We start from the raw sequence: 16,608 nt of genomic DNA, 5'->3' as shown, positions 1-16,608 counted from the left end.
ATCTACGACCGCCGAACCGCTCCCAGAAGGGGCGTTCCACGGCTGGGATCTTGATCGGCCGGGGATTCACCTGCTATCCATCGAACATGGCCACGCAATCCCCGTACGAGCCCGACGCCACCGACTGGCGCATTCTCGACCTCCTCCAGCGCGAGGGCCGGACCGGCTTCGCCGAACTGGCCCGTGCCGTGTCGATGTCGGCGAGCGCCGTGACCGAGCGGGTGCGGCGACTGGAGGAGGCCGGTGTGATCCAGGGGTACGCCGCCGTCGTGGACCCGGAGCGGCTGGGGCTGCCGATCCTGGCGTTCGTCCGCCTGCGCTACCCCCACGGGAACTACAAACCGTTCCACGACCTGGTGGCCGTCACGCCCGAGATCCTGGAGGCGCATCACGTGACGGGCGACGACTGCTTCGTGATCAAGGTCGCCGCCCGTTCGATGCGCCATCTGGAGGAGGTGTCGGGCCGGATCGGCGCGCTGGGATCGGTCACGACGAGCGTCGTCTACTCCTCACCGCTCCCCCGACGGCCCCTGGGTCACTGACCTCGCTGCCGCACGACCGAGCCCGTGCGCTCCTTCACGACCTCCAGTTGCGCGTGGACGCGCCGCCGCAGATCCGCCACGTGGCTGACGATCCCGACGCTTCGGTCGCGTTCGCGCAACGCGTCGAGGACGTCGAGCACCTCGTCGAGCGTCTGGTCGTCGAGGCTGCCGAACCCCTCGTCGATGAAGAGGGTGTCGAGGCGCACCCCGCCCGCCTCGTCGGTGACCACGTCGGCCAGGCCGAGGGCGAGCGCGAGGGAGGCGAAGAACGTCTCGCCCCCGGAGAGCGTGGCCGTGTCCCGCTCCCGCCCGGTCCAGGCGTCGACGACGTGCAGGCCGAGGCCGCTGCGCCCCCGCCCGGCCCGGTCGTCGGAGTGGACGAGGGTGTAGCGGCCCGAGGACATACGCTGGAGCCGTACCGTCGCGGCGGCGGCGACCTGCTCCAGACGGGCGGCGAGGACGTACGCCTCCAGACGCATCTTGCGCTCGTTGTCGGCCGAGGTGCCGGCCGCGAGCCCGGCCATCCGGGCGACGCGCTCGTACTCCTCGCGCAGCGGTGCCAGCCGGCGCACGGAGGCGGTGGCCCGCGCGGAGAGCCGGTCCAGTTCGGCGCGGCGCCGCTCGGCGGCGTCCCACGCGGAGACGGTGTCCTGGAGCCGCCGGGCGGCGGCCGTGGCGTCCCGCTCGGCGGAGGCGAGGTCGGCGGGCGGCTGTCGGGCCGCGGCGGCGGTCTCGGCCTCGGCGAGCACGGCCCGTACGGCGGCCTCCTCCGACTGGCGGGCGTCGAGGCGGTGTTGCAGGTCCCGGTGGGCGGCGTCGTCGAGGACGGCGGCGGCAGCGGCCTGCGGCGTGTCGAACCCGGCGCGGAACGCCGCGTCGGCGAGGCGCGCGTCGGCGTCCTTGAGGCGCTGCGCGGTGTCGTCGGCCGTGCGCACGGCCTCGGCGGCCTCGGTGAGCAGCGCGGCCAGCAGCTCCCACTGCGCGGCCCGCGCGGCCACGCTCTCGGCATCGCCCCGCGCCTGGGCCAACTCGTCTTCCAGGGCGGTGCGTTCCCGCTCCAGCGCGTCCCGCCGGGTGTTGCGGGACGCGGCCCGCACGGCCGCCTCACGCTGGGCGGCGATCCGCCGGTCACGCTCCCGTTCGGCGTGCAGCAGGGCCTCCCGCGCGGGATGCAGCCCGGAGGCGCCGGCCCGCGCCCGCGCATACTCCTCGGCCAACTCCGCGACCAGGGAGGCGAGTTCATCCGTAGGAGCATCACCGGCCTCGGCACTCGCCGCCGCGTACGCCTGCCGTACGACTCCCAGCCGGCGCTCCGCCTCGGCCCGCTCCTCGTCGGCTCGCTGGGCCGCGGCGAGCGCCCGTTCCTCCGTCTCACGGTCCACGTGTCCGGCGACCTTCCGGGCCGGCTCGGGGTGTTCCGTGCCCCCGCAGACGGCGCACGGCTGTCCCTCGACGAGCGCGGCGGCCAGCTCCGCCGCGATGCCGGACAGCCGCTGTTCCTTCAGGTCGAGCCAGCGGGCACGGGCCTCGACCGCCCGTTCGGCCAGCCGGAGCACACGCGCCTGCGCGTCCTCCGTGTCCCGCCCGAGCTGATCGCGCTGCCGGGCTGCCGCGAGCCGCTTCTCCGCGGGGTCTCGGCGCTCGGCGAGCTGTTCGGCGCGGGTGGCGGCCTCCTGGGCGGACTCGATGCGGCCGCGCAGCTCCGCGCGGGTCGTCTCCCATTCGGCGAGCCAGCCCTCGGCGTCCTGGAGGACCTCCTCGTCGGCCCGTTCCTCGCTGTCCGACTCGGCCCGCTCGGTGAGCAGCACGGCGAGCCGCCGCTCCGCACGACGCGCCGACTCCAGCCCGCCCAGCTCCTCCGCGGCCTTGCGGGCGGCGGAGGCGAGTCCGGCGGCGCCCTCGTCGGCGTACGTCCCCGACAGCCGCGCCCGCACGGCCTCCTCGTCCGCTCTCGCCCGTCGGTGCGCGGCCTCGGCCTCGTCCCGCAGCTCCAGCGCGGGCACCACGGCCTCGGCCTTGCGGCCCCGCTCCATGCGCGCCCGGTCCTCGCGGTGGGCGTCGGCCCGCTCCTCCAGCCGCGCGGCCCGCTCCCGCGCCTGCGCGAACCGGCTCTGCAGCCGCGCCACTTCGCGTACGTCGTCCAGGGCGCGGTCGGCGGCGGCCCGCGCCGACTCGGCCGCCGCCCGCGCGCAGTGGGCGATCGTGAGCCGTTCACGGGCGGTGCTGCGGGCGACGGCGGCCCAGCCCAGCACGGCGTCGGCCAGGCCCGGGTCACCGGGCGCCAGGTCGGGCAGCTCCGGGGCGTCGCCCGCCGCCTGCTGCATCCGGTGGGCGTCGGCGAGCAGTTCCGCGTCGCCCTCGCGCACCTGCGCTTCGGTCACCCGGCGCCGGTCGGCGAGACGTTTCTCGACGGCGGCGAAGTGGTGGGTGTCGAAGAGGCGGCCGAGCAGCCTGCCCCGCGCCTCGGCGTCGGCGCGCAGAAAACGCGCGAAGTCGCCCTGCGGCAACAGCACCACCTGGCAGAACTGCTCCCGGCTCATCCCCAGGACCTGGGTGATCTCCTCGCCGATCTCCTGGTGGGAGCGGCTGAGGTCCTTCCAGGAGGCCGCCGCCGTGTCGTACTCGCGCAGCCAGCTCTGTGCCTTGTCGACCGTGGTGCCGGCGCCACGTTTCTTGGATCGCTCCCACGGCGGCTGCCGGGTGATCTCCAACCGGCGCCCGGCGACGGTCAGTTCGAGGCGGACCTCGGTGCGCGTCGCGGGTGCCGCGTGGTCGCTGCGCAGGGTCATGCCCTGGCCGCTCTGCCGGGCGCCCGGCACCGCGCCGTAGAGCGCGTAGCAGACGGCGTCCAGGACCGAGGTCTTGCCGGCGCCGGTCGGGCCGTGCAGCAGGAAGAGCCCGGCCGCCGAGAGGTCGTCGAAGTCGACGGACTGGGCGCCGCCGAAGGGGCCGAAGGCGGTGATGTCGAGCCGGTGGAGCCTCATCGGACACCTGCCGTGCCGCTCCAGACGGGCAGTCGGCCCGCGTGGGTGGTGGCTCGTCGGCCTGTCGTCATCGGCCGTACTCCCCCGCGTGCCCGGTGCCAGCGGGTGGCCGGACCGCGGTTCGTCGGGCCCCTCATCGGGCGACCTCCCGAACCGTGTCGTCGGCCCGCACGGCGTCGAACGCGTCCCTGAGCACGGTCCGTTCGTGTGCGTCGGGGCCGGTGCCGCGGACATGGGCGACGAAGTCCTCGGCGATCTGCTGGTCGTCGCGGCCGGCGAGACGCCGTGCGTAGGAGAGGTCCGGGTCGCCGGGGGCGCGCTCGGGATCGAAGGCGAGGCTGAGCGTGTGCGGGAAGCGAGCGGTCAGCCGGGCCATGGGCTCGGCGGGCCGGACCGGATCGGTGAGCGTGGCCTCGACCCATGCCTCCTCGTGCCGGGTCAGCTCCGGTTCGGCGAGCAGGTCGTCCAGCCGGCCCCGGATCCGGGCGAGCGGGCGGGGCACGGGGCAGTCGATCCGCTCGGCGTCCACCGAGCCGTCGGCGCCGAGGTCCACCAGCCACATGCTCTTGCGGTGCTCGGCCTCGGAGAAGGAGTACGGCAGCGGGGAGCCGGAGTAGCGGACGCGGTCGGTGAGGGTCTGGCTGCCGTGCAGGTGACCCAGCGCCACGTAGTCGACGCCGTCGAAGACTCCGGCCGGCACCGAGGAGACTCCGCCGACGGAGATGTCCCGCTCGCTGTCGCTGGGCGCGCCGCCGGTGACGAAGGCATGGGCCAGCACGACGGAGCGGGTGCCCGTCGCACGCGTGGCCAGGTCGGCCCGGACCCGGTCCATGGCGGCGGCGAGCACCGCCTCGTGGCTCGCTCTGTCCACCCCGAACTCGTCCTTCACCAGGGCTGGTTCGAGATACGGCAGCCCGTAGAAGGCGACCTCGCCGTGGGCGTCGGACAGCATCACGGGGGTCCCCGCCGCCGAGGCCGCCGTCCGCAGATGGATGCCCGCCCGGCCGATGAGGCCCGCGCCGACGCCGAGCCGCCGCGCCGAGTCGTGGTTCCCGGAGATCATCACCGTGGGCACGCCCAGCTCGGCCAGGCGGTGCAGGGCGTCGTCGAACAGCTCGACCGCCGCCAGCGCGGGCACCGCCCGGTCGTACACGTCCCCCGCCACCACCACCGCGTCCACCTCGCGCTCGCGCGCGGTCGTGACCAGGTGACCGATGAACTCGGCCTGCGCGCCGAGCATGTTCACCCGGTGGAACGCCCGACCGAGATGCCAGTCGGAAGTGTGCAGCAGCCTCATGATCCCCGAACCTAACAGGCGGGTCGGACATCACGGGCGGCTACCGGCGAACCGACCCGCGTACGCCGCCCACGTCCGCGCTACCCGCGCGTGCCCCTCCGTCACAGCAGTGGTCCGCCCTCACGCGTCCCCGTAGGCCTCGCCCCCGAGTTCGAAGGCGGCGGTGCCCGCGGTGGTGTCGGCGAGCCATGCGCGGAAGGCGTCGACCTCGGCGTCGGGCAGGCCGATCTCCATGGTGACGGCCTCCGCGTAACGCACGTCACGGACCTCGCGCCCGGTGGACCGCAGGTCGTTCTGCAGTTTGCCGGCCCGCTGGTGGTCGACCGTCACCGTGGCCAGCCGGAAGCGCCGGCGCGTGATGCCCCCGAGCGCGTCCAGGGCCTCGCCCACCGCGCCGCCGTACGCCCTGATGAGTCCGCCGGCGCCCAGCTTGACCCCGCCGTAGTACCGGGTGACGACGGCGACGACGTACCGCATGTCCCGGCGTAGCAGCATCTGCAGCATGGGGACGCCGGCGGTGCCGCCGGGTTCCCCGTCGTCGCTCGCGCGCTGGACGGCCGCGTCGGCGCCGATGACGTACGCGTAGCAGTTGTGGGTGGCGTCGGCGTGCTCCCTGCGGACGGCCGCGACGAAGTCCTGGGCCTCCTGTTCGGTGGCCGCCGGGGCGAGCGCGCACAGGAACCGGGATCGGTTGACCTCGGTCTCGTGCACGCCGGCGCGGGCGACGGTGCGGTACTCGTCCTGCATCCGGCCAGCCTAATCCAGGGTGTAAGCGGTTCGGTCTGGTCCCCACAAGGGGCCGACGGGCGGCTTGCGACGGACGGCGGAACGCCTTCGGCCCTCTTGGTCCTGGAGACCCGCTTTGAGATTGGTGCCGCTGTCCACCCGGTGGGTTCCGTGGCGGTGACATGGGCGTCGGGCAACGCCTGTTGCCAGCCTGGCCCCAGAGGCCTTCGCATAGAGCGGCGAGACCCGGCGCCTTCGCCACCGCCACGGGACCCACCCCCGTCGGTGCCTCGCGGTGATGACGCGGGCACCGGGCTGATGCCTCCGTTTCCCCGGGTCCTTCGAGGCCTCTGTCAAGAGCGGCACAGCCCGGTGTCTCCGTGATCACCACGAAACTCACGGCTGCTGGCCGGACGTTGACTGTCACGGCGCGAGCCCGCTCCAGGGACTACCTCTTGCTTCCATCCGCGAGCCCGTGAGCTCTGCAATAGACCGAGCCCCTGGGGTGCGCTGGTGTCGCGAACGGCTACTGAGATGGCGGACCTGTGAGTCCTGGGATTAGGGCGCCGCGTGACCCGCATGTGCTCGTGACCTGCACAAACGAACGGACCCAGGAGGACAGCTTGAACGTGTTCTGCGGCATCGACTGGGCGGAGCGCCACCACGACGTCGCCTTCGTCGACGACACCGGCACCCAGCTCGCCAAAGCCCGCGTCACCGACGACGCAGCCGACTACCACAAGCTCCTGGACCTCTTGGCCGAACACGGGGACAGCCCAGAGAACCCGATACCCATCGCCATCGAGACCAGCCACGGCCTGCTCGTTGCCGCCCTGCGCACCGGCAGCCGCCAAGTCTTCGCCATCAACCCGCTCGCCGCCTCACGCTACCGCGACCGGCACGGCGTCAGCCGCAAGAAGTCCGACCCCGGCGACGCCCTCGTCCTGGCGAACATCCTGCGCACCGACCGACATGCCCACCGGCCGCTGCCCACCGACAGCGAACTCGTACGAGCCATCGCGGTTTTGGCGCGCGCTCAGCAGGACGCCGTCTGGAGTCGCCAGCAGGTCGCCAACCAGGTCCGATCCCTGCTGCGCGAGTACTACCCCGCCGCCCTGCACGCCTTCCAGGGCAAGGAAGGCGGCCTGACCCGGGCAGATGCCCGAGTGATCCTCACCCTGGCCCCGACCCCGGCGAAGGCCGCCCGGCTCACCCTCGCCCAGATCCGGGCGGCCCTCAAACGCAGCGGACGCACCCGGTCCTTCGACACCGAGGCCGAACGCCTGCGGAGCGTCTTCCGCGCCGAGTACGCCCACCACCTCCCTGCTGTCGAGGGCGCCTTCGGTCAGCAGCTGCTGGCCCTGCTCAAGCAGTTGGACGCCACCTGCCAGGCCGCGGACGACCTCGCCACGGCCACCGAAGCTGCCTTCCATCAGCACGCCGACAGCGAGATCCTGCTCAGTTTCCCCGGCCTCGGTCCCCAGCTCGCAGCCCGTGTCCTTGCCGAGATCGGCGATGACCGGACCCGCTTCGCCGACGCCAGAGCACTCAAGTCCTACGCCGGCTCCGCCCCGATCACCCGCGCCTCCGGCAAGAAACGCTTCGTCGGCCGCCGCTTCGTCAAGAACAACCGGCTCATGCACGCCGGCTTCCTCTGGGCCTTCTCAGCCCTCCAGGCCTCACCTGGCGCCAACACCCACTACCGGCGCCGACGCGAGCACGGGGACTGGCACAACGCCGCCCAGCGCCACCTGCTCAACCGCTTCCTCGGACAGCTCCACCACTGCCTCCAGACCCGGCAGCCGTTCGATGAACAACGTGCCTTCACACCGCTGCTTCAAGCATCCGCGTGACTCGGGAGACAGCCGCAGGCTGCGTCAGCGAGTGCCTGGCACCTCTCCTTGCGAAGCCGCGCCATCCGAACGCTGAGATTCAGTGAGGGTGCGAAGGTCAGCGTCCAGCACGCGGATCAACTCGCCAACCCGTCCGCCGCCATCCGGCGCCGTCGGGAAGCGCTTGAGCACGTCAACGACGATCGGTGTTGCACGATGCATCATCCGCTTGAGGTGTTCAGCACCGACGCTCCGATCGTCGTCGGCGGCGATTTCGGCCGCTCGGGCTGCATAAGCGCTGGCTCCGAGAATGTGCTTGACCTGGGTGGCCTTGGCCAATGGATGCAGAAAGGCGGCGCCTGCCGCAGACATCGCTGCCCACGCTGCCTCGCGCGCAGCCGCAGTCTCCGCGCTCTGGGCTGCCTTGAGAGCCGCCGACGCTGTGTCGCGCAAAGATTTCCCGCGCTCGCCGCCCCGGGCGAATGCCCACGCGGCACTGATGGCGTCTCGAGGTCGCGAGTCGTCCGGCTGATCAGCCTCGAATACTTCCAGGACGACCTCCGCGCATGCCGCAGCGAACGCGGTGACCTCACGAAGATCCTGCTTGCTCAGAATGATCTCGCTCGCTTCCCCTGTCATGCCCCCATCCTCGATGACTCCCACCGGACAGCGCGGCGGGAAGGCGGTCTTGGCCGCTCCTGCTGGCTGGCCTCCGAAGCAGACAGGATCTTCGGACTTGACTTCTTATCCCCCTGAGATGTCTATGCGCAGGCCGGCGCCCGCCCGCGCGGGGCGTCGACCGGCGCCGGATCCCTGGCCGGGGCCGTTCAGGTCCTCTTCGTCCCCCTGGCCACGATCATGTCCGTCAGCAGTGCCGTGCCCGGGGCGAGCTCGGCCCACGTCGCGCCGTGCCAGGAGAGGAAGGCGATCGCCGAGGTGGGGAACTTGACCCGCATGTCGTCCAGCGCGGTGTCGAGGGCGTCGCCGGCCAGGTCCAGCACCAGTTCCTCCAGCCCCGGGTTGTGACCGACGAGGAGCAGCGTCCGCACGTGGCCGGGAGTCTCGCGCACCACGTCGAGCAGCTCCGCCACGTCGGCCGCGTACACCCGCCCGTCGTACCGGACGGGCGGCGGCGTCCCCCACTGCGCGGAGGCCAGCTCCCAGGTCAGCCGCGCCCGTACGGCCGTGGAGCACACGGCGAGGTCGGGCAGGCAGTCCGCGTCGGCGAGGACCCGGCCCGCGGCGGGGGCGTCGCGGTGGCCGCGTGGTGCCAGGGGCCGCTCGTGGTCGGGGACGCCCACGGGCCAGGCGGATTTGGCGTGGCGCAGGACGACGAGTCTGCGCAGCGGGCCCGCGCCGGCGCGCGCCGTCATGCCGTCGCCCCGATCTCCCGGGTGAGTTCCAGACCGAGCAGCCGGTCCGCGTAGGCGTACGTCTCGAACCGCGCACCGTCCGGAATGTCCCGAGCCTCCTCGACGCCGCGCAGCACGTCGAGCATCGCGCGTACGTCGAGGTCGTCCTCCCAGGCGTCCCTCAGCGCCTGCCGCACGGGCTCGGGGACCGGTTTCGACGGCTGTGTCGCCCAGGTCGCCACCGACGTGCGCCAGTGGTCGAGCGTGTCGGCGGCCTCGGTGAGGGTGGTGGCGTCGAGGGTGACCGGGGTGCGGCGGGGGTGGCTGAGGAGAGCGAGCCGCAGGGCGGTACCCGCCACGGCCGTCTCGCCCGCCCCCGTCAGGGCGCCGACCTCGACCCCGATGCCGGTGTCGCTGTCGGCCGTCTCCCCCGAGCCGGTCACGTGCAGTACCTGCCGCCCGCCCCGCGTCCCGGAGGGTTCGCTTCGCCGGATGCCCAGGTCGTCGGCGCGCTCCCGCAGTGCGGCCGGCGGGTCGGCGACGAAGAGGACGGCGCTCCCGCCGAGTTCGAGAGCGCGGGCGAGGACGTCGGCGACCAGCAGGACGCGCAGGGCCGAGGGGTCGTCCCCCGGCACATGGGCATGGACCCGAGTGAGCGCCCTGGGGATCTCGGCGGGCTCGCCGGTCCGGGCGTCAGTGATACGCAGCACGGGGTGAGCGTAGGCGCGGGAACGGCCGAACGCAGTGCGGACGACGGCATTCCGGACAGCGCGCCGTACATCGAGCCGGACGCCGGGCCGGTCACCGAAGAAACGGAGGCCCGGGAATCGGCGAGCGCCGCCCGCTGTTGCCGCAGGGCATACGGCCCGAACAGAGGAGACGGCATGTACGGCGACCCCGCCACGATCCGCAAGGTACTGACGGAACTCGGCGACACCTGGGCCGTCGTGGGCCTGTCCGACAACCGCAACCGCGCGGCGTACGGCGTCGCGGAGGTCCTCCAGCGCTACGGCAAGCGGGTCGTCCCGGTGCACCCCCAGGCCGAGACGGTCCACGGCGAGCAGGGCTACGCCTCGCTGTCCGACATCCCCTTCCCGGTCGACGTCGTCGACGTCTTCGTCAACAGCGACCTCGCGGGCCCTGTCGCCGACGAGGCCGCCCGCATCGGCGCCAAGGCGGTCTGGTTCCAGCTGGGCGTGCTCGACGAGGACGCCTACCACCGAACCCGCGAGGCAGGCCTGGACATGATCATGGACCGCTGCCCCGCGATAGAGATCCCCCGCCTGCCCGCCACCTCCTGAACCGGCGGGCGGCGAGACACACGACCGCACCGACCGCCATGGCCTCAGGGCATGATCCAAGCGCCCTCGTCCAGGCTTCGCGCCTCAGCACTGACGCGGCGCAGGGCGGCGGCACCCAGCGTGGCGTCGGCGCAGGGCCGGGGGCCGGCGCGGGGCTGGAGGCTGACGCGGGGCCGGGGGCCGGCGCGGGGCTCTCGGGCGCGCGCGGCCGGTCTTTTCAGGGGCGCGGGGAACTGCGCGACCAGCCCCCACCCACCCGCAGCCGACGAACGCGCCCGCGAGCGGGGTCGAAGGGGCGGCAGCCCCTGGGGACGGGACGGGTAGGGGCGGCGGGGGCGAAGAAGGCCCCGTCACCCAGGACGTCACTCGTGCGCGACCACCACCACGGGCACCCCCGCATGATGAAGCACCGCATGCACGACCGGCCCCACATGCACCCCCACCGGCGAATGCCGCACCCGTCGCCCGACCACCAGGAGGGACGCGTCCCGAGAAGCCTCCAGCAGGTGTTCCGCCGCCTTCCCCCGCCGCGACTCCTCCACCACCACGACCCCGGGAAACTCCCGCCGCCACGGCACCAGCACCTCATGCAACGTACCGGCCTCCACCTCCCCCACATCGGCATCGAGATCGGCCTCCAGACCAGGCCGCTCCCGCAGCCCGGAGTGTGGCGGCGGACGCCAGTCATGCAGAATCCGCAACGGCGCCCCCCGCGCCGCCGCCGCCTCGAACGCGAACCGGATCAAGGTGTGATCCGGCTGCGCGGTGTCGAGACCGAGCACGACGGGCCGGAACGGCGTCACGGCGGACGGCCCCCCGGCCGCGCCCGGCGCATGCTCGTCCGCGGCCCTCTCCCCCGCCCGCACGAGCACCACCGGCCGCTCGGTGTGCGCGACGACATGCAGCCCGACGGACCCGAGCAGAAACCCGGCGAGACCGCTCAGCCCACGGGACCCCAGCACCAGCAGGTCCCCACCGTGCGCGACCCGCACCAGCTCCTCGCTCGCCCGCCCCGTCAACTGCTCGACGCTCACGTCGACCTCGGAGTGCCGCTGCCGTATCCCGTCGGCGGCCTCCCGCAGCACCTTCCCGACCCCGGTGTCCGCCGCGGGGCCCGGCCCCGCCCGCCCGTCCTGCCCGTCCTGCCCGTCCTGCCCGTCCTGCCCGTCCTGCCCGTCCTGCCCGTCCTGCCCGTCCTGCCCGTCCTGCCCCTCGGGTGCCGGTTCAGCGTCCAGCACCGGCGGCCGCCCCATCGGCTCGGGCACCGGCTCCCAGACGTTGACCAGCCGCAGCGGCAACGCACGGAGCCGCGCCTCCCTGCCCGCCCACTCGGCGGCGGCCAGGCTCTCGCGCGAACCGTCGATACCCGCGGTGACGGTGCGGAACATGGGCGCACCTCCTGAGGTCGAGGTCTGTTTCCAGCATCGCCGCACGACAGCGGATCCGCAGGGGCGAGAATCGGTCCATGCTGAGCATCGGTTCCGTGGTGATGGGCGCGTCCGACGTACGGCGGGCCACCGCGTTCTGGACGCAGGCCCTCGGCTACGTCCCACGTGAGGAGCCGGAGGACGACTGGGTCGTGCTGGTGCACCCGCAGGGCACGGGCCCCCAGCTCTCCCTGGGCCTCAGCGAGACCCCGGTGCAGGAGCGCCCCCGGGTGCACCTGGATCTCTACGCGGGCAACGCGGAGGACCAGGCGGCGGAGGTCGAACGGCTGCTGGGCCTGGGAGCACACCGCGTCCGGTGGGACGCCTACCCGGAGGGTGCCGACTTCGTCGTACTCGCCGACCCGGAGGGCAACCGCTTCTGCGTGATCGACACCGGCGGGGCGTAGGACCGGGGCACTGGCCGAACCGCCCCGGCTCGCGTCACACCGGGAGCAGCCGCGTCACCAGTTCCCCCAGCCGCCGAGCGTTCCGGCAGGCGTGCATGTCGACGATCTCGGCGTAGACCAGGGCGGCGGAGTCGCCCGTGCCCCACTGCTCGGGCGACTCGGGGTTCAGCCAGTGGACGCGGCGGGCGCGGGCCGCGATCCGCCGCAGTGCCTCCGCGTGGGGATCGAACCCGTTGGTGCGGGCGTCCCCGAGCACGATCACCGACGTACGCGGTCCGACCGCGTCGAGGTGACGCTCGGCGAACTCCCCGAGCGCAGCACCGTAGTCGCTGCTGCCGTGCCACCCGGAGACCGTGGCCTCACCGGCGATCCGGCGGCCGAGTTCGGCGGGATCGGCCTCGCCGTTGGTGACGAGGCGGGTGACCTCGTCGACCCGGTTGACGAACGCGTACACCCGCACCTTGCTGAACTGGTCCCGCATCGCCTGCACCAGCAGCATCGTGAAGTTCGCGAACCCGGCGACCGACCCGGACACGTCACAGAGCAGCACGATCTCCGGGCGTGCGGGCCGATGCCGCCGGTAGGCGGGCCGCAGCGGCACACCGCCGGTGGACAGCGAGCGCCGGAGCGTGCGCCGGATGTCGATCTGGCCGCGCGCTGCCCTGCGCCGCCGAGCGGCCAGCCGGGTCGCGAGCCTGCGGGCCAACGGCTGGACCGTGCGCCGCAGTTCGACGAGTTGTTCGCGGCTCGCGACGAGGAAGTCGACCTGGTCGGCGCTGGGTGCGATGCCCCGCTGGGCGATCATCTCCGCTCCCCGGCGCTCGGCGACCCGCCGTCGCGCCTCCGCTCGTACCCGGTTCCGGAAGTCCTCGATACGGCGCCGGATCTCGTCGGCGTCCAGCCGATCGGTGAACCCGCCCGCACCAAGACCGGACCCGCCACCGCTCCCGGAACCCAAGGCCGAGCCCGCACCCGCACCCGCACCCGCACCCGCACCCGCACCCGCACCGAACGTGAGCCCGCCACCGAATCCCATACGGAACCCGCCCCCGGCCCCACCCCCCGCACCGGAGAACCCGGCGCCCTCGCCCTCCGCCCCGCCGGCCCCCCGAGAACCCGCCAGGATCCGCGCCAGCAGCGTCTGCGGCCGGAGGCGGTCCAGCGTCTGGTGGGCGGACCAGCCGTCCGCACCCGGGGAACCGTAACGGCCGAGCAACTCCACGGCCTCGGCCGCGAGCCGGTTGAGCATCGCGGTGTCGTTCGCGGCCAGCGCCTCGGCCAGCCGGTCGCGCAACTCGTCCCGGTCCCCGGCGGACGCACTCCGCGCGCCCGCCAACTCCCCCACCCCGAGCGGGAAGTACAGCTCGAAGGCCGTGTCGAACACGGCACGCTGCCGGTCGGCCCGCAGCAGCGCCGCCGCCAGCCCCTCCCGGATCCGCTCCCGGTCGGTGAGGCCCAGCACCTCCAGGACGGCGGCCGCGTCCACGGTCTCGCCGGGCCCGATCCGTATCCCGTGGCCGCGCAACGCCCGCACGAACGCGGTCAGCCGGTCGGGGAGCGTGGATCCCGGCGACGTACCGTTCGCGCCGCGGGCCCCGGCGCTCATACCAGCGTCAGCTTCCGCGCGGCCTTCTCGATGTCGTCCTGGTGCTTGAGGATCACTCCCAGGCTGTCCCGGACGACGCTCTCGTCCAGGGTGTCCGCGCCGAGGGCCAGCAGGGTGCGCGCCCAGTCGATGGTCTCGGCCACGGAGGGGGCCTTGCGCAGCTCCATCTCGCGCAGCGCGCCGACCACCCGGACCAGGGAGTCGGCGAGGGTGTCGTCCAGGCCCGGAACTCTGAGCGTGACGATCCGCCGCTCCAACTCGGCGTCGGGAAAGCCGAGATGGAGGAAGAGGCAGCGGCGGCGCAGGGCCTCGGAGAGTTCCCGGGTGGCGTTGGAGGTGAGGACCGTGAAGGGTCGCTGGGTGGCGGTGATCGTGCCCAGTTCCGGGACGGTGACCTGGAAGTCGCTGAGCACCTCCAGGAGCAGCCCCTCGACCTCGACGTCCGCCTTGTCGGTCTCGTCGATGAGGAGGACCGTCGGCTCGTCGCCCCGGATCGCGGTCAGCAGGGGGCGGGTGAGCAGGAACTCTTCGCTGAAGATGTCGGAACGGGTGTCGTCCCAGGCCTCGTCGCGTCCGGCGGTGATGCGCAGCAGCTGCTTGGCGTGGTTCCACTCGTACAGGGCGCGGGACTCGTCGATGCCCTCGTAACACTGGAGCCGGACGAGCCGGGCGGCGCCGACCCGGGCGACGGCCTTGGCCAGCTCGGTCTTGCCGACCCCCGCCGACCCTTCCACCAGCAGCGGCTTGCCGAGCCGGTCGGCCAGGAAGACCGTGGTGGCGACGGCCGTAGAGGCCAGGTACCCCACCTCGGCCAGGCGCGCGGCGACATCGTCCACGGAGGCGAAGAAGCCGGTGCCGGGGGCGTCCGAGCGGTCCTTCTCGCCTGCCGCGCCCCCGTCGATCACGCCCCCGTCGATCACGCTCGCGCCCTTGTCGCCCGCGCCGGTCTCGGCGTCCTCGGCGTTCTCGGCGATCTCGTCGGTCATGTGGCCTCCCCTCACCCGGCGTACGAGGCCGCTCCCCGACACCCGCCCCCAAGTTACCAAGCGGTCGCTTTGAATGTCCCGGCTTGCTGTCCCGGCCCATCGCCCGTCGGCACGCGGCTGCTAGGCGGTCACGACGAGCCGCTCCACCAGGTCCGCCCATCCCAGCTCCAGCCGGTCGAGCGACATCCCCCGCCGCTGCACCAGATGGTCGACGAGGCCGATGTCCAGACAGCCCAGGAGGGCCTGCGCCAGCAACTCGATGTCACCCGTCGCCCGCGCGCGGCGCAGCAGCATGCACAGGTGACCCAGGCGGAGCTGGTTGGCCGGGCTGGTGTGACGGCGGGAGACGTCCGCACCGGCGGCGAGGTAGAGGTCGCGGTGGGCGTACTCGTGCCGGATGACGGCGACGCCGAAGGCCCGGAGCCGGTCCAGGGCGGGCGCGTCGGGGCCGAGGGGCGGCGGGCCGGTCAGGAACGCGGCCTGCAGTTCCCGCTCATGGTGGTCGAGAAGCGCGAGCATGAGCCCGATCCGGTCCCCGAACCGCCGGAAGACGGTGCCCTTGCCCACCTCGGCGGCCGTCGCCACGGCTTCCATGGTCAGATTGGCGGCCCCGCAGTCCGCCGCCAGCCGGGCGGCGACCTCCAGCAGCCGGGTGCGGTTGCGGGCCGCGTCCGCGCGCAATCGGGGCTGGTCGGGGGCAGCGGTGGCCACATTCAGCAGTCCGTCGAGGGGGTCGGGGTCCTGAGGCGCCGGGAAGGGCGGCAGCGACTCGTTCATGAAAAGAGCGTAACGCTCACCACAGAAAAGTGGACCCTGGTCCGGATAGCTGCTACAAATTTCAACGGACCCCGGTCCGTTTAACTTCGTCACGCGCTTGTCCCTGCCTAGGAGTCAGCTCATGTCCGTACGCATCCTCGCGCTCGTCGGCAGCCTTCGCGCCGGTTCGCACAACCGCCAGCTCGCCGAGGCCGCCGTGAAGCACGCCCCGGAGGGCGTCACGATCGAGCTGTACGAGGGCCTGGCCGACGTCCCGTTCTACAACGAGGACATCGACAACGAGGCCGCCCTTCCGGCCACCGCCGCCCGTCTGCGCGAGGCCGCCAACCAGGTCGACGGCTTCCTGCTCTTCTCCCCCGAGTACAACGGCACCATCCCGGCCGTCCTGAAGAACGCCATCGACTGGCTGTCCCGCCCCTATGGCGCCGGCGCCTTCACCGGCAAGCCGGTCGCCGTGGTCGGCACCGCCTACGGCCAGTTCGGCGGCGTATGGGCGCAGGACGAGACCCGCAAGGCCGCCGGCATCGCCGGCGCCACGGTCCTGGAGGACGCCAAGCTGTCCATCCCCGGCTCGGTCGTCCGCTTCGCCGAGACCCACCCGGCGGACGACGCCGAGGTCGTCACCGGCCTGACCGAGGTCCTGCGGCAGCTGGGCACCCAGGCCGGCTCCGCCGCCGCCTGATCACCGCCGCGCCGTACGACGCCGGGTTCCGGCCCACCCGCCCGGGGCCCGGTGTCGGCGTTCCGGCACCCCGGCACCCCGACCTCTGCGGAAGGTGCGGGTCAGGCGACCCCCAGCCCCTCCAGCACGACCGCGTTCGGCAGCTCCGCGAACGCCTTCCCCGGCACCAGCAGCTTGCCGCGCCGCCGCCCGCTGCCGACCAGGACGTACGGCAGGTCGACCACGGCGGAGTCCACCAGGACCGGCCACGACGCGGGCAGTCCGACGGGGGTGATGCCGCCGTACTCCATCCCGGTCTCGCCGGTGGCGGTGTCCATCGACGCGAACGAGGCCTTGCGGGCGCCGAGTCGGCGGCGGACCACGCCGTTGACGTCGACCCGGGTGGTGGAGAGCACGACACACGCGGCCAGACTCGACCCGCCACCGCGCCTGCCCGCGACGACCACGCAGTTCGCGGACTTCTCCAGCAGGTCCTGACCGTAGTGCTGGACGAACACGGCGGTGTCGGCCCACTCCGGGTCCGTCTCGACGTACAGGATCCGGTCGGCGGGCACGCTGCCGGGCCAGGCGCGGACGGCGTCGGCGACCGGGCCGACGAGGTCGTCGAGGCAGTCGGGGGCGGGTGTGGCGTGGTCGAAGTTCCCGATGGGTGCGCGCATGGGCGGCACGGTAACAAAGACCGGTCGGCG

Annotated in this window: 16 protein-coding genes; 5 read left to right on the top strand and 11 right to left on the bottom strand. The window is 73.2% G+C overall.

Annotation, left to right across the window (positions count from 1 at the left end; all coding sequences use genetic code 11):
- The first annotated feature begins 86 nt into the window (after positions 1–86).
- Positions 87–542 carry an Lrp/AsnC family transcriptional regulator gene (locus STRBO_RS0117245; protein ID WP_005475496.1) on the top strand — a complete coding sequence of 152 codons (456 nt, stop codon included), beginning with the start codon at positions 87–89 and terminating at the stop codon, positions 540–542.
- Here STRBO_RS0117245 and STRBO_RS0117240 read toward each other — a convergent pair.
- From STRBO_RS0117240 to STRBO_RS0117230, 3 genes are all read right to left on the bottom strand, one after another.
- Positions 536–3,526 (bottom strand): AAA family ATPase, encoded by a 2,991-nt coding sequence (locus tag STRBO_RS0117240; RefSeq protein WP_005475498.1) that lies wholly within the window; start codon positions 3,524–3,526, stop codon positions 536–538. The two genes, STRBO_RS0117245 and STRBO_RS0117240, sit on opposite strands and share 7 nt — an antisense overlap.
- 133 nt (positions 3,527–3,659) lie before the next feature.
- Positions 3,660–4,823, bottom strand: coding sequence for an exonuclease SbcCD subunit D (locus STRBO_RS0117235; RefSeq protein WP_005475500.1), 1,164 nt, complete (start codon positions 4,821–4,823; stop codon positions 3,660–3,662).
- 120 nt (positions 4,824–4,943) lie between these two features.
- Positions 4,944–5,570 carry a YigZ family protein gene (locus tag STRBO_RS0117230; protein WP_005475501.1) on the bottom strand — a complete coding sequence of 209 codons (627 nt, stop codon included), beginning with the start codon at positions 5,568–5,570 and terminating at the stop codon, positions 4,944–4,946.
- Positions 5,571–6,172: 602 nt separating this feature from the next.
- Here STRBO_RS0117230 and STRBO_RS0117225 point away from each other — a divergent pair.
- A complete protein-coding gene (locus STRBO_RS0117225; protein ID WP_020114518.1) occupies positions 6,173–7,402 on the top strand; it encodes an IS110 family RNA-guided transposase in 1,230 nt (409 codons plus the stop codon).
- A 24-nt stretch (positions 7,403–7,426) separates the two neighbouring features.
- Here STRBO_RS0117225 and STRBO_RS40190 read toward each other — a convergent pair whose 3' ends face one another.
- From STRBO_RS40190 to STRBO_RS0117210, 3 genes are all read right to left on the bottom strand, one after another.
- Positions 7,427–8,020 (bottom strand): putative immunity protein, encoded by a 594-nt coding sequence (locus tag STRBO_RS40190; protein ID WP_037627864.1) that lies wholly within the window; start codon positions 8,018–8,020, stop codon positions 7,427–7,429.
- 188 nt (positions 8,021–8,208) lie between these two features.
- Complete coding sequence (locus tag STRBO_RS0117215; RefSeq protein ID WP_005475504.1) at positions 8,209–8,754, bottom strand: SixA phosphatase family protein; 546 nt, start codon at positions 8,752–8,754, stop codon at positions 8,209–8,211.
- Positions 8,751–9,443, bottom strand: coding sequence for a cysteine--tRNA ligase (locus tag STRBO_RS0117210; RefSeq protein ID WP_005475505.1), 693 nt, complete (start codon positions 9,441–9,443; stop codon positions 8,751–8,753). The genes STRBO_RS0117215 and STRBO_RS0117210 overlap by 4 nt, the downstream gene beginning before the upstream one ends.
- Before the next feature lie 174 nt (positions 9,444–9,617).
- On the opposite strand from STRBO_RS0117210, the gene STRBO_RS0117205 reads away from it, so the two are divergent.
- Positions 9,618–10,034, top strand: coding sequence for a CoA-binding protein (locus tag STRBO_RS0117205; RefSeq protein ID WP_005475508.1), 417 nt, complete (start codon positions 9,618–9,620; stop codon positions 10,032–10,034).
- Between the two features lie 362 nt (positions 10,035–10,396).
- On the opposite strand, the gene STRBO_RS0117200 is transcribed toward STRBO_RS0117205, so the two are convergent.
- Positions 10,397–11,422 (bottom strand): universal stress protein, encoded by a 1,026-nt coding sequence (locus tag STRBO_RS0117200; RefSeq protein ID WP_020114515.1) that lies wholly within the window; start codon positions 11,420–11,422, stop codon positions 10,397–10,399.
- A 77-nt stretch (positions 11,423–11,499) separates the two neighbouring features.
- Here STRBO_RS0117200 and STRBO_RS0117195 point away from each other — a divergent pair, with 77 nt between their 5' ends.
- Positions 11,500–11,868 (top strand): VOC family protein, encoded by a 369-nt coding sequence (locus STRBO_RS0117195; RefSeq protein WP_005475512.1) that lies wholly within the window; start codon positions 11,500–11,502, stop codon positions 11,866–11,868.
- A gap of 34 nt (positions 11,869–11,902) precedes the next feature.
- On the opposite strand, the gene STRBO_RS0117190 is transcribed toward STRBO_RS0117195, so the two are convergent.
- The 3 genes from STRBO_RS0117190 to STRBO_RS0117180 form a co-directional block, all read right to left on the bottom strand.
- Positions 11,903–13,474, bottom strand: coding sequence for a VWA domain-containing protein (locus STRBO_RS0117190; RefSeq protein ID WP_005475514.1), 1,572 nt, complete (start codon positions 13,472–13,474; stop codon positions 11,903–11,905).
- On the bottom strand, positions 13,471–14,460 hold the full coding sequence (locus STRBO_RS0117185; protein WP_005475516.1) for an AAA family ATPase: 990 nt from the start codon (positions 14,458–14,460) through the stop codon (positions 13,471–13,473). The genes STRBO_RS0117190 and STRBO_RS0117185 overlap by 4 nt, the downstream gene beginning before the upstream one ends.
- Before the next feature lie 120 nt (positions 14,461–14,580).
- Positions 14,581–15,237, bottom strand: a complete 657-nt coding sequence (locus STRBO_RS0117180) for a TetR/AcrR family transcriptional regulator (RefSeq protein ID WP_005475518.1) — start codon at positions 15,235–15,237, stop codon at positions 14,581–14,583.
- 121 nt (positions 15,238–15,358) lie between these two features.
- On the opposite strand from STRBO_RS0117180, the gene STRBO_RS0117175 reads away from it, so the two are divergent.
- Entirely contained in the window at positions 15,359–15,919 is a 561-nt protein-coding gene (locus STRBO_RS0117175; protein WP_005475520.1) for an NAD(P)H-dependent oxidoreductase, read from the top strand.
- A gap of 101 nt (positions 15,920–16,020) precedes the next feature.
- On the opposite strand, the gene STRBO_RS0117170 is transcribed toward STRBO_RS0117175, so the two are convergent.
- Positions 16,021–16,578, bottom strand: coding sequence for a YbaK/EbsC family protein (locus STRBO_RS0117170; protein WP_005475522.1), 558 nt, complete (start codon positions 16,576–16,578; stop codon positions 16,021–16,023).
- Positions 16,579–16,608: the final 30 nt, after the last annotated feature.

It is taken from the genome of Streptomyces bottropensis ATCC 25435, from assembly GCF_000383595.1.
Classification (GTDB): Bacteria; Actinomycetota; Actinomycetes; order Streptomycetales; family Streptomycetaceae; genus Streptomyces; species Streptomyces bottropensis.
The sequence above is the reverse complement of the archived record's forward strand: the minus strand, read 5'-3'. Positions and strand labels throughout refer to the sequence as shown.

Excerpts from the sequence above, each read along its gene's own strand:
- STRBO_RS0117245 (WP_005475496.1), top strand. The coding sequence starts at position 87 with ATGGCCACGCAATCCCCGTACGAGCCCGACGCCACCGACTGGCGCATT.
- STRBO_RS0117240 (WP_005475498.1), bottom strand. The coding sequence starts at position 3,526 with ATGAGGCTCCACCGGCTCGACATCACCGCCTTCGGCCCCTTCGGCGGC.
- STRBO_RS0117235 (WP_005475500.1), bottom strand. The coding sequence starts at position 4,823 with ATGAGGCTGCTGCACACTTCCGACTGGCATCTCGGTCGGGCGTTCCAC.
- STRBO_RS0117230 (WP_005475501.1), bottom strand. The coding sequence starts at position 5,570 with ATGCAGGACGAGTACCGCACCGTCGCCCGCGCCGGCGTGCACGAGACC.
- STRBO_RS40190 (WP_037627864.1), bottom strand. The coding sequence starts at position 8,020 with ATGACAGGGGAAGCGAGCGAGATCATTCTGAGCAAGCAGGATCTTCGT.
- STRBO_RS0117215 (WP_005475504.1), bottom strand. The coding sequence starts at position 8,754 with ATGACGGCGCGCGCCGGCGCGGGCCCGCTGCGCAGACTCGTCGTCCTG.
- STRBO_RS0117205 (WP_005475508.1), top strand. The coding sequence starts at position 9,618 with ATGTACGGCGACCCCGCCACGATCCGCAAGGTACTGACGGAACTCGGC.
- STRBO_RS0117200 (WP_020114515.1), bottom strand. The coding sequence starts at position 11,422 with ATGTTCCGCACCGTCACCGCGGGTATCGACGGTTCGCGCGAGAGCCTG.
- STRBO_RS0117195 (WP_005475512.1), top strand. The coding sequence starts at position 11,500 with ATGCTGAGCATCGGTTCCGTGGTGATGGGCGCGTCCGACGTACGGCGG.
- STRBO_RS0117190 (WP_005475514.1), bottom strand. The coding sequence starts at position 13,474 with ATGAGCGCCGGGGCCCGCGGCGCGAACGGTACGTCGCCGGGATCCACG.
- STRBO_RS0117185 (WP_005475516.1), bottom strand. The coding sequence starts at position 14,460 with ATGACCGACGAGATCGCCGAGAACGCCGAGGACGCCGAGACCGGCGCG.
- STRBO_RS0117180 (WP_005475518.1), bottom strand. The coding sequence starts at position 15,237 with ATGAACGAGTCGCTGCCGCCCTTCCCGGCGCCTCAGGACCCCGACCCC.
- STRBO_RS0117175 (WP_005475520.1), top strand. The coding sequence starts at position 15,359 with ATGTCCGTACGCATCCTCGCGCTCGTCGGCAGCCTTCGCGCCGGTTCG.
- STRBO_RS0117170 (WP_005475522.1), bottom strand. The coding sequence starts at position 16,578 with ATGCGCGCACCCATCGGGAACTTCGACCACGCCACACCCGCCCCCGAC.